A 13,579-nucleotide genomic window follows, 5' to 3' on the forward strand; every position below is an offset into this window, starting at 1 on the left:
GCGCAGCCCTGCGCGTCCGACAAATAGACCAACAACGGAGACAACTCGATGATCGATTCAAAGAACCCTTGGGGCTTGGCAGCCCTGGCCGCAGCTGCACTGCTTGCCGGTGCGCCGGTCGCAGCTCAGGAGGCCTATCCCTCGAAGCCGATCACGATGGTCGTGCCCTTTCCGCCTGGCGGTGTGGCCGACATCGCTGCCCGGCCAGTGGCGGAAGCCATGGGGCGCTACCTGAAACAGCCCATCGTGATCGAGAACAAGGCCGGTGCGGGCGGCGGAGTGGGCATGTCGCAGGTCGCCAAGGCAAAGCCCGATGGGTACACGGTACTGATGGCGCTTGCCTCCATCGTGGTTTTGCCCGAGGCGGACACCGTTCTTCAGCGCAAGCCCATGTTCGAGCTCAAACAGCTGAAGCCCGTTGCGCGCTTCACCGCGGATCCCGTTGTTCTCGTCGTCCAGGCCGACAGTCCCTGGAAGGACTTCAAGCAGTTCACGGCAGCGCTGCGGCAGAAGCCGGGTGGCTATACCTTCGGCTCTTCCGGGAACTATGGAACGATGCATGTGCCGCTCGAGCAGCTGAAAGCTGCCACGAACACGTCCATGCTGCACATTCCCTATACCGGCGCAGGCCCGGCGGTGGTGGCACTTCTCGGCGGCCAGGTGGATGCCGTCGCGACGGGGCCATCGACCGTTGCGGGGCAGATCCAGGCAGGCAAGTTGCGTGCACTCGCGCAATGGGGCGATGGCCGCATTCCAACGCTTCCCGACGTGCCGAGCCTGAAGGAGCTGGGCGTGCCCGTCACCTATTCGCAATGGACCGGCGTATTCGTCCCTGCATCGACGCCAGATGCCGTCATCAACAAATTGCGCGAAGCCGCGAAGTTCGCTGCGAGCGACTCGCGCGCGGTCCAGTCGTTGCAATCCGCCGGAACCTACGTCCAGTATCTCGATGCGCCCGAATTCGAGAAATTCGTTGCGAAGGACGCTGAGTCGATGGCGAAGGTGGTCCAGCGGATCGGCAAGGTCGAGTAACTTCGCGGAGCCCGGTATTGCGCGTGGGAGTACCGCAGGAACGGCCTGTCAGGCTGCGGCTCCGATGCTCGCCTGGAGCCGTAGAGGCTGCCAGCATCAGCGCACAGTTAGCTGCTCTGCTCCCGCGGAATTCCGGTTACTGTCACCGGCGAAGGTTCGCGTGCGGCTCGCTTGAAGATCGACGGCGAGACGCCGGTGTGCTCTTTGAAGAAGCGCGAGAAGTTTCCAGGGGCGGAGAAGCCGAGGTCCAGCGCGACCTCTGTCAATGCGCTGCCTTCGGCCACACGTCGCATGGCTTCTTCGACCCGCACGCCACTCCAGAAAACCTGCGGCGTCATGTTGAGCTGCTCGCGAAAACAAGGCGAAGAAGTGGCCGCGAGACAGACCCACCTTCGCTGCTTGCCAGTCGGAGTTCAGATTTCTTGCCGTGGACTCTGTGGAAGTACGGCAAGGTATTGTTGTTGTCAGATCAACCAGCCCAAGGGCGAGCGGCCTACTCAGGCCGGGTGCGGCGGACGAATTGGTGCGCCGGGCACTGGGCGAGATCCACTGATTCCAGCGAGCGGCGGCTTCAGCTCGCTCCGTTCACTGCAGGCAGCTCGACCGTGAACTCCGCGCCGCCTTCCGGGTGATTGCGAGCGCGCAACGTTCCGCCGTGCTGCTCGATGATTCCGTAGCTGATGGACAGGCCGAGCCCGGTGCCCTTGCCGACCGGCTTGGTGGTGAAGAACGGATCGAAGATTCGGGACAGCAATTCCGGCGCGATCCCCGGTCCGTTGTCGCGCACGGACAGCAGGTTGTTCGTGGCGCCGGCGCGGGCGTGGATCCACAGATGCGGTGCACGCGGAGGCTGGGCCGTGCTGGCCGCATCCACGGCGTTCTGGATCAGGTTCATCACGACCTGCTGCAATTGTCCGAGGCTGCCTTCGACCAGGCATGGCGAAGCCGGTTGCCAATCGACCTTCAGCGGCTGCGACGTGCCTTTGGACACCCAGAGAATGGCACGTTCGGCCACGTCGTTGAGATCCACACGTTTCCGTTCTTCCGGATCCATGGCCGAGAACCGCTTCAGGCCGTTCACGATGGCCGCGGTGCGCTGCGCGCCCTCCAGCGTGCCCTCGATGAGCGACGGCAGGTCGTCGAGCAGATGCTCGATGCGGAGCTGGTTGCGCAGTTCGAGCAAGGCCTGCGGGTCCTTGTCCTCGTGAACGGCCGCTATGTAGGTGCGCAGCTTGTCGCTGTAGCGACTCAGCGCATGCACGTTGCCGAGCACGAAGCTGATCGGGTTGTTGAGTTCGTGCGCTACGCCCGCCACCAGCCGGCCCAGCGACGCCATCTTTTCTGAATGCAGGAGCTGCTGCTGGGTCTGCTTGAGCGCGTCGTGCGCCGAGCGCAGTTCCTGGTAGGCGCGGCGCAGTTCGGCCGTCGGCCGAGCGACGAACACCGTGCCGACACGGCGACCCGAAGGCGTGGCGCGCGGCGTGCAGTTGGCGTCGACCGGCACGCTGCTTCCGTCGGCGGCCAGGAGGTTCAGCTCGATCGTCTCGCCGCGCCGGGTGGGGCTGGCGTTCATGAGCACCGCATGCGCCCGCGCGATGCTGCCGGCGTCCGCCAGCAGGGCGAGGAGGGAGGTGCCGCGCAGGTCGGCGTCGCTGCGCCCGACCAGTTCGCACAAGGCCGCGTTGGTTTCCTCGATCTCGCCCTTTTCGGTGCAGACCAGCAGCACGTCCGACATGGCGGACAGGATGCTGAAGATGAACTGCTGCGATTGCTCGAGTTCCTCGTTCTTCTTCTCGAGCTCGACCTCGTCCTGAACCAGCTGCGAGTAGACCTCGTCCATCTTCTGGATCACGTCCAGCCAGGTGGCGTCATCCACGCCATGCGGCGCTGCCCTCGGGCGTTCGGTGCGGCGCGGCGGCATCAGTGGACGGTGCAGACCATGCACGGATCGAAGGAGCGCACGATGTGCTGCACCGAGACGGGCGTCGTCTCGCCTTCGTGCACCGGCGCGCCTTCGAGCGCGCTTTCAAGGGCACCCGGGGTGCCGGCGGCGTCTCGCGGAGAGAAGTTCCAGGTGGTCGGTGCAACGATCTGGTAATTCTCGATCTGGCCGCGCCGCACCGAGATCCAGTGCCCCAAGCTGCCGCGCGCTGCTTCGCTCAGGCCGATGCCGGTGCCCTCGTCGGGCAACGCGCCGCTCGCGCAATACGGCTCGCCGGGCGCCAATGCGAGCATCCATTGCTCCATCATCGGCACCACCTGCGCGAGCTCCAGCAGGCGTGCCAGCACGCGCGTGAAGACGGTGCCGCCATGCTGCTCCACCATGTCGCGCACGAGCGGATGGCCGGCGGCGAGCTGCCGCGCGATCGCGCCGGTTTCGACCACCTCGCCGGCCAGCCGGGGCGCCTTGTTCCAGGTGTAGGCGCCCGGCTTGTCGACGGCGGGCACCGTCAGGCCGTCGCAGGGATGACGCGGACCGCCGTCGTCCGCAAGCCAGGCATGCGTCGCGTCCTCGCGGATGCCGCGCTCGTCGAGCGGACCGAGGCTGCTGCTCTCGGCGCGCCAGACGCCGCGCGGGAACACGAACGCGGCGCCGGGTTGCGGGTAAGCGCCGTAGCTCAGGTAGCGGCCCGGCCCTTCGCCGAGGCCCATCAGGCCGGCGTCTCGCGCAATGGCCAGGAACATCCTGAAATCTCCTCGAAGAGGCGCCCGTGCATCCCAGTCCCACAGGTCTTCGGCGTTCGCAAGCGAGAGCACCTGCTCCAGTGGCGCGGCAAACAGCTGCTGCTCGAGAAAGCGCCGGAACTCCCGGATGCGCGCCAGCAGGCGCGTGCGCTCGGCGCTATCGACGGCCCGCGTGGAGCCGCCGGGCTCGATGCTCTGCGTGTGCGGCCACTTGCCGGCCAGGAGGCCGAGCATCGTGAACCAGCGCTGCCGCGCCGCGATGGCCTGGCGCACCTGCTCGCCGGTGGTGGGGTCGAAGCGGCGCAGGGCTTCCACATGCCAGGGCCGTCCGGCGTACACGGCCCGTGTGAAGTCGGGCATGAAGAACAGGTAGAAATGTGTCAGGTGGTCGGCGATGTTCTCGGTGGCCAGGATCACGTTGGTCACGTGCTGCCCGTTGGGCGGGATGGACAGGCCGCCCATGTCGGCGAGCGCGCGGGCCGAGGCGACCGACTGCGACACCGAGCAGATGCCGCAGATGCGCGGCACGTAGACCAGCGCATCGTGCGGCCGCTTGCCCTGCAGGAGCTGCTCGAAGCCCCGGTACATCGGCGAGTTCACGCGGGCGGACGACACGCGTCCATCCTCGATCTCGAGCGTGACCTCCAGGTCTCCCTCGACACGGTTGAAAGGACCGACCAGCAGGCGTGTCATCGCATCAGCCTAGCGCAGGCGGGTCTTGCGCACCGCGGGCGCCACCTTGAGGTGGTCGGCGGTGGCGTTGGCCTTCACGCGCTTGGGAGTGGCCGACTTCGACAGCGATGCCAGCGCGACGAACCAGGCCTTGGGCATGTCCGTCGGCAGGCCGATGGGAATGCCGGCGATCTTGGGCGTCTCGTGGAACGGGTGCCCCGGCTCCTGGAAGCCCGGCTCGGTGCAGGCGATGCAGGCGTAGCCGCCGCGGGTGCAGGACCCTTCTCCGTTCCACAGCCGCGTGTTGCAGTCGGCATGCACCTGCGTGCCCTTGCAGCCCATGTGCTCCATCATGCAGCCCAGGTCTGAGGGCTTCTCGGCACTGGCCTTGAACTCGTAGTACTCGTTGCGGGTGCAGCCGTGGTGCACCAGCTGGTCGGCGTAGAACCGCGGCCGGTTCAGCGGGTCCAGGTCGGCCGCGGAGAACTGGCCGGCGGCCAGCGCCATGAGGCTGTCGATCACCCATCCCGGATGCGTCGGGCAGCCCGCCACGTTGATGACCGGCAGGCCGCTGCCGCTGCGGAAGGATGCGCCGAGCAGGCCGCCCGGGCGGTCGTCGTCGTACTGGAGGCCGCAGGCGTCGGTCGGGTTGTTCCCGCCGGCGGTGATGCCGCCCCATGCCGCGCAGCTGCCGATGGCCACGACCTGCCGCGCCGTCGCGGCCAGCCGGCGCACCCAGTCGATCATCGGGATGCCGGTGCCGGCAAGGACATGGAAGCGCCCGGTGTTGTTCGGGCCGCGCAGCAGCGAGCCTTCGATGCACAGCGCATCGACGCGCAGGCGGCCATCGGCGGCGCGCTCGAGCAGTTCGATCAGCTCGCTGCCGCTTTCGAGCGACAGCGACGGATGCCACAGCAGGTTGATGCCCGCGTCGCGCAGCTGGCCGTGGAAGTCCGCCGTGTCGGCGCAAAGAAGCGACATGCTGCAGCCGCCGCAGCCGCCCGACTGCAGCCACAGGACATTGAAGTTCGGCATCGTGGTGTCCATCGATTCAACCTTCCAGCCCGAAGCGGGCCATCTTGCCGCGCAGGCCGACCCGGGACAGTCCCAGTTCCTTGGCCACGCGGGTCTTGTTCCAGCGGTTGCGCAGCAGCGTCTCGCGCAGCAGCATGGCCTCGATCGCATCGAGCCGCTCGGCCAGCGTGCCGCTGGCCGGCAGGGACGGCGATTGCGCAGTGGCGGTGCGCCCCGCCTGGCCCTGCAGGACGCGCGTCGAGAAGGCGGTGCCGTCGATCAGGTCCTCGGCGCTCAGCGCCACCGCGCGCGAAATCTCGTTGCGCAGCTCGCGTATGTTGCCGGGCCAGGGATAGGTCATGAGGCAGGCCATCGCCTCGTCCGAGAGCGCCGCGCCGGGCCGCCCCAGCGCCTCGCCCACCTCGTTCACGAGCCGCCGCGCGATCGGCGCGATGTCTCCGCCGCGCTCGCGCAGCGGCGGCACCGTGAGCGTCACGCAGGCGATGCGGTAGAACAGGTCCTCGCGGAAATGTCCTTCGTGCACACGCTGCTCGAGGTTGCGATGCGTTGCCGCGATGACGCGCACGTCGACTGGCACGGTGCGCGGCGAGCCGACGGGCCGCACCTCGCCCTCCTGGAGCACGCGCAGCAGGCGCAGCTGGAATGCGGCCGAGGTCTCGCCGATTTCGTCAAGGAAGACGGTGCCGCCGTTGGCGCGCTGGAACAACCCGACGTGGTCTTCGAACGCACCGGTGAACGCGCCGCGCTTGTGGCCGAAAAGCTCTGACTCGAGCAGCGTGTCCGGAATCGCGGCGCAGTTCTCGACCACGAACGGCCCGGCGGCGCGCGGGCTCGCGTAATGGACCGCGCGTGCCATAAGCTCCTTGCCGGAGCCCGACTCTCCCAGGACCAGCAGGCTGAGGTCGTAGCGCGCGACGCGTGCCGCCAGCTCGCACACCGCGTCGAGCGGGCTGCCGTCGGCGCGCTCGATGCGATCGAAGTCGAAGGCTGTGCGCGCCCGCTCCAGCTTGTTGGCGGCACGGCGCCGCAGCACCGGCGTGCTGGTGCGCAGCTCGAGGTCGAGCCGGTTCATGTCGCGCTGGAGCATCTGGGCTTCGGCCGCATCGCGCACCGTGCGCAGCAGGTGGTCGGGGACCCACGGCTTGAGCAGGTACTGGTAGATGCCGGCGTCGTTGATGCCCGCGATGATGTCCTCAGAGTCGGTATAGCCCGAGATCACGATGCGCACCGTGTCGGGCCAGCGCTCGCGCACCTCCTTCAGGAAGGTGACGCCGGTCTCGCCGGGCATGCGCTGGTCGCACAGGATCACGCTGACCGGTTGGCGCTCGAGCTGGCGGCGGGCCTCGTCCGCATCGCTGGCCGTCAGCACGGCGAACTCCTCGTCGAGCGTGCGGCGGATCGCGTCCTGCGAGCGCACCTCGTCGTCGACGACGAGGACGGTCGGGACCGGCGTTGCCGGCATCATCGGGCGCTCGCGGCGTTCATGCCGTCGCGGTGCCGGGCCAGGTGACGAGGCGTCCATGCCATGGGCAGCTTGTGGACGAAGTGGTACCGCGCGACATGAAAGCTCGGGTCGAAGCCGTAGAAGTTGCGATGCATGCGTGAAAGCTCATGAAGGCGGTAGTCAGCGAGAGGGCGCGCGGTCTCGTCGTCCTTGCGCCGCCGCGCCTTTGCGGCGATTCTTTGCTCGATATTGTGCGCCGCGGCCAGTGCCGTCGCATGGGTGATTGCCAGTGCCTCGAACTCCGCTGCCGCCACGTCCATGCACCGGTCGATGAGCCCGATCGATCGGGCTTGCGGCGCGCCCAGCGGAAGACGGCCGGCCATCAGCGCGGCCGCACCCTCGTCACCGAGGCGACGTGGAAGCAGGTAGGTCCAGTACTCCGAACCGTAGAGGTTGCCCATGTTCTTGTAGTGAGGGTTCAGCACCACGCCGCGGTGCGCCCAGACTTCGTCGGCAGCGAGTGCCAGGAAGGCCCCGCCGGCGGCGGCGTTGCCGCGCAGCAGCGCGACAGTCAGCCGGTCGGTGGTGCGGATGACCGCTTCGGCGAGGTCGTCCATCGCCTCGATGTTGCGCATCGACTCGTCGGCGGCGCTGTCGCCCTCGCGGTAGGAGGCCGCCTCGATGCAGTTCAGGTGGATGCCGTTGCTGAAGAAGTCGGCGCCGCCGGCGAGCATCAGCACGCGCGTGTCGCGCGCCGCGGCATCGCGCCAGGCGGCCAGAAGGCGCCGGCATCGGGCCGTCGACATCGCGCCGTTGTAGAACTCGAACGACAGGCAGCCCACGCGGGCGCCCGGCGCGCCGAATTCCTGGTAGCGGATTTCGCCCCATTCGTCGCTCGTGCGCTCCAGCGGCACGTTCAAGGCGGGCAGCGCTTCGAAGGCCGCGCCGAAGGCTAGATCGCAGGGCAGCTTGAAAGCCTTGCCGCCGCAGGCGCTCGCCAGGCTGGCGTGGCCAATCCACACCGCGCCGTCGATCGTGCGGCGCAGCACGGCCCCGTCTCGCCGGCCGATCAACGCGCCGGGCGGCGAGGTGTCAAGTGCATCCGTTGTGGCGGCGTGCGCGTCGAACACGCGGCATGGCTGGCCGAAGAGCTCGTCCTGCACGCCCGGATGGCCATCGGCGCTGCGGATCTTGGCGAGCACGATGGCCGACGCGTCGCTCGACCAGTCGATCCGCCGATCGGCCTGCCGAAGTGGGCCGCGCCAGATCGAAGCCGCTGGCCGCTCCGCGCCTTCGCCGCCGCTGCCACCGGCTGAAAAATGCGCCACGGCGCGCAGCACGGCATCGACAGCCGCCTCGGCCACTTCGCGCCGGTACAGGCTGCCTTTGGCGGCCGCCCGCATCGCAAAGCCGGCGTGCGCCCACACCGGGCCCGCATCGAAGGCCTCGTTGGCCTGCAGCACGGTCACGCCCCAGCCGGCCTCGCTTTCGCGCACCGCCCAGTCGAGCGCCGCGGGGCCGCGGTCACCGACCGGCCCGGGGTGCACGATCAGGCAGGGCTGGCGCTGCCATACCGCAGGCTGGATCAGCCGCTTCAGGAACGGTGCGATCACCAGGGTGGGGCGGAACAGCTCGATCGCCTCTTCGGTGACGCGGTCGGCGATGTCGAGCTCGACCGAGACCTCGTGGCCGAGCGCACGCAGCTCGCAGAACAGGCGCTGGCTCAGGCTGTTGAAGCTGTGGCACAGCAGCAGGATGCGCAGCGGGGCGGGCGCCATCTCAGCCCCGCAATCCGGCCAGCACTTGCGCGGCGCGGGCCTTGCCAAGGTAGAGCGCCAACCGGGCCTCGATCTTGCCGAGCGCCATGTTGTAGGCAGCGGACTCGGTCGCGGCCAGCAAGCTTGCCGCGACGATCGGGACGTCCGGGCCGAAATGCGGTTCGAGCCGGACCATCGCTTCGCGCTTGAGCGGCTCGAGGCGGGCGGATTCGTCCATCCGCGGAGGAGGCGGGGCCTGCAAGGGCGGGAGCGCCGCGGCTTGCGGCGGCGGCCGCAGCAGTTCGACCAGCCCGCACCGCTGCAGTTCGCCGACCAGGGCGTCGGCCTCCGGCCCGAGCTTGGCGCGCAGCGCCTGTACGCTGTCCTGGCCGTTGACGAGGATCAGCGCCGTTCGGGCCCTGCCGGTTGCCGAACGTCGGGCCAGCGCCGCCCGGCCGGTCTCGGTCTTGGTGAAGACGCGTGTGGAAGACTCGTCGTCCATCTTTGCCTCGGTCCCAACGTGGCCCTTCTTTTCAGCAGATGCGCGGCAACTGCTCGCCGCTCAGCCAGTCGACGACGCGCCGGCCGCCGAAGCTGGTTTCCATTTGCACGAAGCGGTGGGGGTCCTCGGTGACGCTGCCGATGCGCACGGCATTCGCACCGAGTGGATGCGCGCGCATGGCCGCCAATACCGCTTCCGCGGCGTCGGGCGCGCAGATCGCAACCAGCTTGCCTTCGTTGGCGACATAGAGCGGATCGAGCCCCAGCAGCTCGCAAGCCGCCTCGACCTGCGGCAGCACGGGGATCGCAGCTTCGTCGAGCAGCATGCCCACGCCGGACTGGCGCGCGATCTCGTTCAGCGTGGTCGCGAGGCCGCCGCGCGTCGGGTCGCGCAGCACGCGCACGCCGTCCGAGGCCGCGAGCATCGCCGCCACCAGGCCATGCAGCGCGGCGCTGTCGGATGCGACCGTGGTTTCGAAATCCAGCGATTCCCGCTTCGACAGCACCGCCACGCCATGCTCGCCGATCGTGCCCGAGAGCAGCACCGCATCGCCCGGACGCGCGTTGGCGCCCGAGACGTGGACGCCGGCGGCGACGACGCCGACGCCGGTGGTGCTGATGAACACGCCGTCGCCCTTGCCCTTCTCGACCACCTTGGTGTCGCCGGTGACCACCGGCACGCCGGCCGCGCGCGAGGCCGCGGCCATCGAGTCGACGATGCGTTTCAGGTCGGCGAGCGGAAAGCCTTCCTCGAGGATGAAGCTCGCCGCAAGGTAGAGCGGCACCGCGCCGCACATCGCAACGTCGTTGATCGTGCCGTGCACCGAGAGTGAACCGACGTCGCCTCCGGAAAAGAACAACGGCGAGACGACGTGGCCGTCGGTGGCCATCACGAGCCTGGCACCCACCGGGATCGCCAGCGCCGCGCCGTCGTCGCCCTGTCGAAGGTACTCGTTGTCGAACGCGGCAAGGAACAGTTCCTCGATCAGCTGCGCCGCGGCCCGCCCGCCGGCCCCGTGGCCCATGTCGACGCGTCCGTTGCGGATGTCGAGCGGGCGGATGTAGTCCTTCTTCATGCGGCCACCTCGACCCTGACCGCAATGTCCTTGAAGCGCCCGTACGAGTAGTGCGCGGCGCATGCGCCCTCCGAGGACACCATGCAGGAGCCGACCGGATTCTCCGGCGTGCAGACCGTGCCGAAGATCTTGCAGTCGGTCGGCTTCTTGACGCCGCGCAGGATCGCGCCGCACTCGCAGGCCTTGTTGTCCGGCACCGGCTGGTAGCCCAGGCCGAAGCGGCGCTCGGCGTCGAATTCCGCGAACGCCGAGCGGATCTTCAGGGCGCTGTACGGCACTTCGCCCAGGCCGCGCCACTCGAAGCTGCTGCGCAGCTCGAACACCTGCGAGACCAGTGCCTGCGCATGCAGGTTGCCGTCGCGATTCACCGCGCGGGTGAATTCGTTCTCCACCTCGGCACGGCCTTCGTTGACCTGCCGCACGAGCATGAGCACCGCCTGCATCACGTCGAGGGGCTCGAAGCCGGCAATCACGACCGGTTTGCGATACTCCTCCGCAAAATGCTCGTAGGGCGCCGATCCGATCACGATGCTGACGTGCGCCGGCCCGACGAAGCCGTCGATCGGCACGGTGCCAAATTGGCGGACCTCGGGCGATTCGAGAATGTGCGTGATGGCGGAGGGCGTCAGCACATGGCAGCACAGCACGCTGAAGTTCTTCAGTCCTTCCTGCTGCGCGGTGCGGATCGTCAGTGCGGTCGGCGGCGTGGTGGTCTCGAAGCCGATGGCGAAGAACACCACTTCGCGGCCAGGCTCGCGGCGTGCGATCTCGAGCGCATCGGCGCCCGAATAGACCATGCGGATGTCGCCTCCGCGGGCCTTCGCGCGAACGAGCGAGAGGCCCCCGGAGGCCGGCACGCGCATGGTGTCGCCGTAGGTGCAGACGATGGCGCCGCGCTCGAGCGCGAGCTGGATCGCCAGGTCGATGCGGCCGATCGGCAGCACGCACACCGGGCATCCCGGACCGTGGATCATGCGCACGTTGTGGGGCAGCAGTTCGCCGATGCCGTAGCGCGAGATCGCGTGCGTGTGGCCGCCGCAGAATTCCATGAAGCTGTACTGCCGGCCGGGCTGCGCCTCTTCGCGAAGTCGCGCCTGGATCTTCTTCGCGATGGCGCCGTCGCGGAACTCGTCGATGTATTTCATGGCAGGGCCGCCTCGTTGGTTGCGGCGAGTTGCGCCAGCGTGCCGAACATGGCCAGCGTGCGCCGGGCCTCTTCGGGGTCGATCCGGCCGATCGCGTGGCCGACGTGCACGATCACATAGTCGCCGACCGCCGCCTCAGGCACCAGTGCGACCGAGATTTCCTTGCGGATGCCGCCGAGTTCGACCAGCCCCAGCGCGCCTGGGCGCAGTTCGATCAGTTGGGTGGGAATGGCTAGGCACATGGCATGGCTTCTCGTGAAATGGGGGAGGGTGCGTTGCGCAGGCCATGGGCGGCGACCCAGGCCTGGCCCAGCGCTAGGGCCGCGTCGCCGCAACCGATGGCCTCGGCCGACACGGCGCGAAGGCCATGCGCCTGGAGCGCCTGCGTCACGCGGCTGCGAAGGATCGCGTTGAAAAAGCAGCCGCCGCCCAGGCAGACGATGCGGCAGCCGGTCTGGCGCGCCGCGGCGGCGGCCCAGCCCGCCAGGCCCTGGGCCAGCAGGATGTGGAACCAGGCGGCCGCTTCGTCGGCATTGCGCTGCGGCTCGGGCCAGGCGAACAATTGCGCGAGCAGTGGGCGAAGGTCGAGATGCCGCAGGTGGTGGGTGTCGGGCCAAATGGCCGTCTCCACGATGTCGTGCCTGGCCAGCCAGCGTGCGGCCGCCGCTTCGAGGGCCATCGCGGCCTCGGCCTCGTGGGCCTGCCGAATGCTCAAGCCCAGCGCACCGGCCGCTGCATCGAACCAGCGGCCGGCGCTGGTTGTGGTGGGGCAATTCAATCCGTTGGCGAGCATGCGCTGCACGCCGGCCGCCAGGCCAGGCCCGACGCTCGGCGAAAAGCGCGCGGCAATCTGGTCGTTGGCGCCGAGCGCGTGCAGGGCGGACGCGGCCATGCGCCACGGCTCGCGTGCCGCGGCATCGCCGCCGGGCAGCGCCAGCGGCCACAGGCTTCCCAGGCGCTCCCAGCCATGGCCGTTGACCCGCAGCAGTTCGCCGCCCCAGGCCGTGCCGTCGGTGCCGAGTCCCACGCCGTCGAGCGCCAGGCCGATGACGGGTTCGTCGAGGCTGTGTTCGGCCATCACCGCCGCGATGTGCGCATGGTGGTGTTGCACGGCAATGGCCGGCACGCCCCATTCCTCCGCCAGGGCGATGGCGATGCGCGTGCTGTAGAAGTCGGGATGCAGGTCATGCGCCACGGCGGCCACCGACGCCCGCGCCTCGCCTGCGAGTGTCCGCAGCGAGGCCTCGAGCTGGCGGCAGGCCGCGGGATCCTGCAGGTCGCCATGCAATGCAGACCAGTGCACCTGCCCATGGTCGAGCAGGCATGCGGTGTTCTTGAGCCAGGCCCCGCTGGCCAGCACGGCGGGAAGCGGCTGTTTCATCGGCTTCAGTGCGCGAGGTGGCGGGTGTCACCACCCGCACCGGCGAGCCAATCGAGCCAGGCGGCCATGCCTTCGCCGCTGGTGGCGGACAACTGGATGACCTCGATGGCGGGGTTCACGCGGCGCGCGCCTTCGATGCAGCGTGCGACGTCGAAGCGCAGGTGCGGCAGCAGGTCGGTCTTGGTGAGCACCATCAGCCGCGCGGCCGCAAACATGTCGGGATACTTGAGCGGCTTGTCTTCGCCCTCGGTGACCGACAGCAGCACGACCTTGGCGGCCTCGCCGAGGTCCCAGAGGGCCGGACAGACCAGATTGCCGACGTTCTCGATGAACAGCAGGCTGCGCTCGTCCACATGCGAAGGGCCATGCGCATGGTGGTGCAACTGCGCGAAGGCCTGCTCGATCATGGGAGCGTCCAGATGGCAGCCCTTGCCGGTGTTCACCTGGATGGCCGGCACGCCGGTCGCCCGGATGCGCTCGGCGTCGAAGCTCGTCTGCTGGTCGCCTTCGATGACCGAGATGTCCATGGCGGGATGGCGCACCCGCAGCGCATCGATGGTGGCGCACAGCAGCGTGGTCTTGCCCGATCCGGGGCTGGACAGCAGGTTGAGCGCATTCACGCCGTGCGCCGCGAAGTGGCCGCGGTTGCGCGCGGCAACGCGGTTGTTCTCTCCGAGGATGTCGGCCTCGAGCCGGATGGTGCGCTCCTGGCTCAGGCCGGGCACCGACACGCGCGCCGCGCCGGCACCGAAGTGCAGGTCGCCTCGAGGAGGATGAACATGGCCGTGGTCATGGTCATGGCTGTGTTCATGCTCATGTTCGATCTCGGCGCATCCGCAAACGACACACAT

The 13,579-nt window shown here is 68.7% G+C and carries 13 protein-coding genes; 1 reads left to right on the forward strand and 12 read right to left on the reverse strand.

All coding sequences use genetic code 11. The annotated features are described in order from the left end of the window. The first annotated feature begins 48 nt into the window (after nt 1-48). Nucleotides 49-1,032 (forward strand): tripartite tricarboxylate transporter substrate binding protein, encoded by a 984-nt coding sequence (locus tag RZE77_RS28360; RefSeq protein WP_319443046.1) that lies wholly within the window; start codon nt 49-51, stop codon nt 1,030-1,032. Nucleotides 1,033-1,139: 107 nt separating this feature from the next. Here RZE77_RS28360 and RZE77_RS28365 read toward each other — a convergent pair whose 3' ends face one another. The 12 genes from RZE77_RS28365 to hypB all read right to left on the reverse strand — a co-directional run bounded on the left by RZE77_RS28365 (nt 1,140) and on the right by hypB (nt 13,579). Continuing rightward, the gene (locus tag RZE77_RS28365; protein WP_319443047.1) at nt 1,140-1,370 is read right to left on the reverse strand and encodes a helix-turn-helix domain-containing protein; all 231 of its coding nucleotides are present in this window, start codon (nt 1,368-1,370) and stop codon (nt 1,140-1,142) included. A gap of 233 nt (nt 1,371-1,603) precedes the next feature. Continuing rightward, nucleotides 1,604-2,953, reverse strand: coding sequence for a PAS domain-containing sensor histidine kinase (locus RZE77_RS28370; protein ID WP_319435072.1), 1,350 nt, complete (start codon nt 2,951-2,953; stop codon nt 1,604-1,606). Further along, the gene (locus tag RZE77_RS28375; protein ID WP_319443048.1) at nt 2,953-4,410 is read right to left on the reverse strand and encodes a nickel-dependent hydrogenase large subunit; all 1,458 of its coding nucleotides are present in this window, start codon (nt 4,408-4,410) and stop codon (nt 2,953-2,955) included. Before RZE77_RS28375 ends, RZE77_RS28370 begins: the two co-directional genes overlap by 1 nt. Before the next feature lie 9 nt (nt 4,411-4,419). Then, the gene (locus tag RZE77_RS28380) at nt 4,420-5,436 is read right to left on the reverse strand and encodes an NADH-quinone oxidoreductase subunit B family protein (RefSeq protein ID WP_319443049.1); all 1,017 of its coding nucleotides are present in this window, start codon (nt 5,434-5,436) and stop codon (nt 4,420-4,422) included. Nucleotides 5,437-5,440: 4 nt separating this feature from the next. Then, complete coding sequence (locus tag RZE77_RS28385; RefSeq protein ID WP_319443050.1) at nt 5,441-6,889, reverse strand: sigma-54-dependent transcriptional regulator; 1,449 nt, start codon at nt 6,887-6,889, stop codon at nt 5,441-5,443. Further along, nucleotides 6,886-8,646 carry an enoyl-CoA hydratase-related protein gene (locus RZE77_RS28390; RefSeq protein ID WP_319435081.1) on the reverse strand — a complete coding sequence of 587 codons (1,761 nt, stop codon included), beginning with the start codon at nt 8,644-8,646 and terminating at the stop codon, nt 6,886-6,888. The genes RZE77_RS28385 and RZE77_RS28390 overlap by 4 nt, the downstream gene beginning before the upstream one ends. 1 nt (nt 8,647) lies before the next feature. Beyond that, on the reverse strand, nt 8,648-9,127 hold the full coding sequence (locus RZE77_RS28395) for a hypothetical protein (protein WP_319435083.1): 480 nt from the start codon (nt 9,125-9,127) through the stop codon (nt 8,648-8,650). Between the two features lie 31 nt (nt 9,128-9,158). Further along, nucleotides 9,159-10,202, reverse strand: coding sequence for a hydrogenase expression/formation protein HypE (gene hypE / locus RZE77_RS28400; RefSeq protein ID WP_319435085.1), 1,044 nt, complete (start codon nt 10,200-10,202; stop codon nt 9,159-9,161). Next, nucleotides 10,199-11,347: a hydrogenase formation protein HypD gene (gene hypD, locus RZE77_RS28405; protein ID WP_319435087.1), complete on the reverse strand. Its 1,149-nt coding sequence runs from the start codon at nt 11,345-11,347 to the stop codon at nt 10,199-10,201. The genes hypE and hypD overlap by 4 nt, the downstream gene beginning before the upstream one ends. Continuing rightward, complete coding sequence (locus tag RZE77_RS28410; RefSeq protein WP_319435089.1) at nt 11,344-11,589, reverse strand: HypC/HybG/HupF family hydrogenase formation chaperone; 246 nt, start codon at nt 11,587-11,589, stop codon at nt 11,344-11,346. The genes hypD and RZE77_RS28410 overlap by 4 nt, the downstream gene beginning before the upstream one ends. Continuing rightward, entirely contained in the window at nt 11,580-12,728 is a 1,149-nt protein-coding gene (locus tag RZE77_RS28415) for a Kae1-like domain-containing protein (protein WP_319443051.1), read from the reverse strand. Before RZE77_RS28415 ends, RZE77_RS28410 begins: the two co-directional genes overlap by 10 nt. Nucleotides 12,729-12,733: 5 nt before the next feature. Continuing rightward, nucleotides 12,734-13,579: a hydrogenase nickel incorporation protein HypB gene (gene hypB / locus RZE77_RS28420; RefSeq protein ID WP_319435092.1), complete on the reverse strand. Its 846-nt coding sequence runs from the start codon at nt 13,577-13,579 to the stop codon at nt 12,734-12,736.

Source organism: Variovorax sp. SPNA7, from assembly GCF_033807855.1.
GTDB lineage: Bacteria > Pseudomonadota > Gammaproteobacteria > Burkholderiales > Burkholderiaceae_C > Variovorax > Variovorax beijingensis.

What these genes read in the sequence shown, in the direction of transcription:
- RZE77_RS28385 (WP_319443050.1), bottom strand. Translation starts at nt 6,889, where the DNA reads ATGATGCCGGCAACGCCGGTCCCGACCGTCCTCGTCGTCGACGACGAG.
- RZE77_RS28415 (WP_319443051.1), bottom strand. Translation starts at nt 12,728, where the DNA reads ATGAAACAGCCGCTTCCCGCCGTGCTGGCCAGCGGGGCCTGGCTCAAG.
- hypB (WP_319435092.1), bottom strand. Translation starts at nt 13,579, where the DNA reads ATGTGTGTCGTTTGCGGATGCGCCGAGATCGAACATGAGCATGAACAC.
- RZE77_RS28380 (WP_319443049.1), bottom strand. Translation starts at nt 5,436, where the DNA reads ATGGACACCACGATGCCGAACTTCAATGTCCTGTGGCTGCAGTCGGGC.
- hypE (WP_319435085.1), bottom strand. Translation starts at nt 10,202, where the DNA reads ATGAAGAAGGACTACATCCGCCCGCTCGACATCCGCAACGGACGCGTC.
- RZE77_RS28410 (WP_319435089.1), bottom strand. Translation starts at nt 11,589, where the DNA reads ATGTGCCTAGCCATTCCCACCCAACTGATCGAACTGCGCCCAGGCGCG.
- RZE77_RS28395 (WP_319435083.1), bottom strand. Translation starts at nt 9,127, where the DNA reads ATGGACGACGAGTCTTCCACACGCGTCTTCACCAAGACCGAGACCGGC.
- RZE77_RS28360 (WP_319443046.1), top strand. Translation starts at nt 49, where the DNA reads ATGATCGATTCAAAGAACCCTTGGGGCTTGGCAGCCCTGGCCGCAGCT.
- RZE77_RS28370 (WP_319435072.1), bottom strand. Translation starts at nt 2,953, where the DNA reads ATGCCGCCGCGCCGCACCGAACGCCCGAGGGCAGCGCCGCATGGCGTG.
- RZE77_RS28375 (WP_319443048.1), bottom strand. Translation starts at nt 4,410, where the DNA reads ATGACACGCCTGCTGGTCGGTCCTTTCAACCGTGTCGAGGGAGACCTG.
- RZE77_RS28390 (WP_319435081.1), bottom strand. Translation starts at nt 8,646, where the DNA reads ATGGCGCCCGCCCCGCTGCGCATCCTGCTGCTGTGCCACAGCTTCAAC.
- RZE77_RS28365 (WP_319443047.1), bottom strand. Translation starts at nt 1,370, where the DNA reads ATGACGCCGCAGGTTTTCTGGAGTGGCGTGCGGGTCGAAGAAGCCATG.
- hypD (WP_319435087.1), bottom strand. Translation starts at nt 11,347, where the DNA reads ATGAAATACATCGACGAGTTCCGCGACGGCGCCATCGCGAAGAAGATC.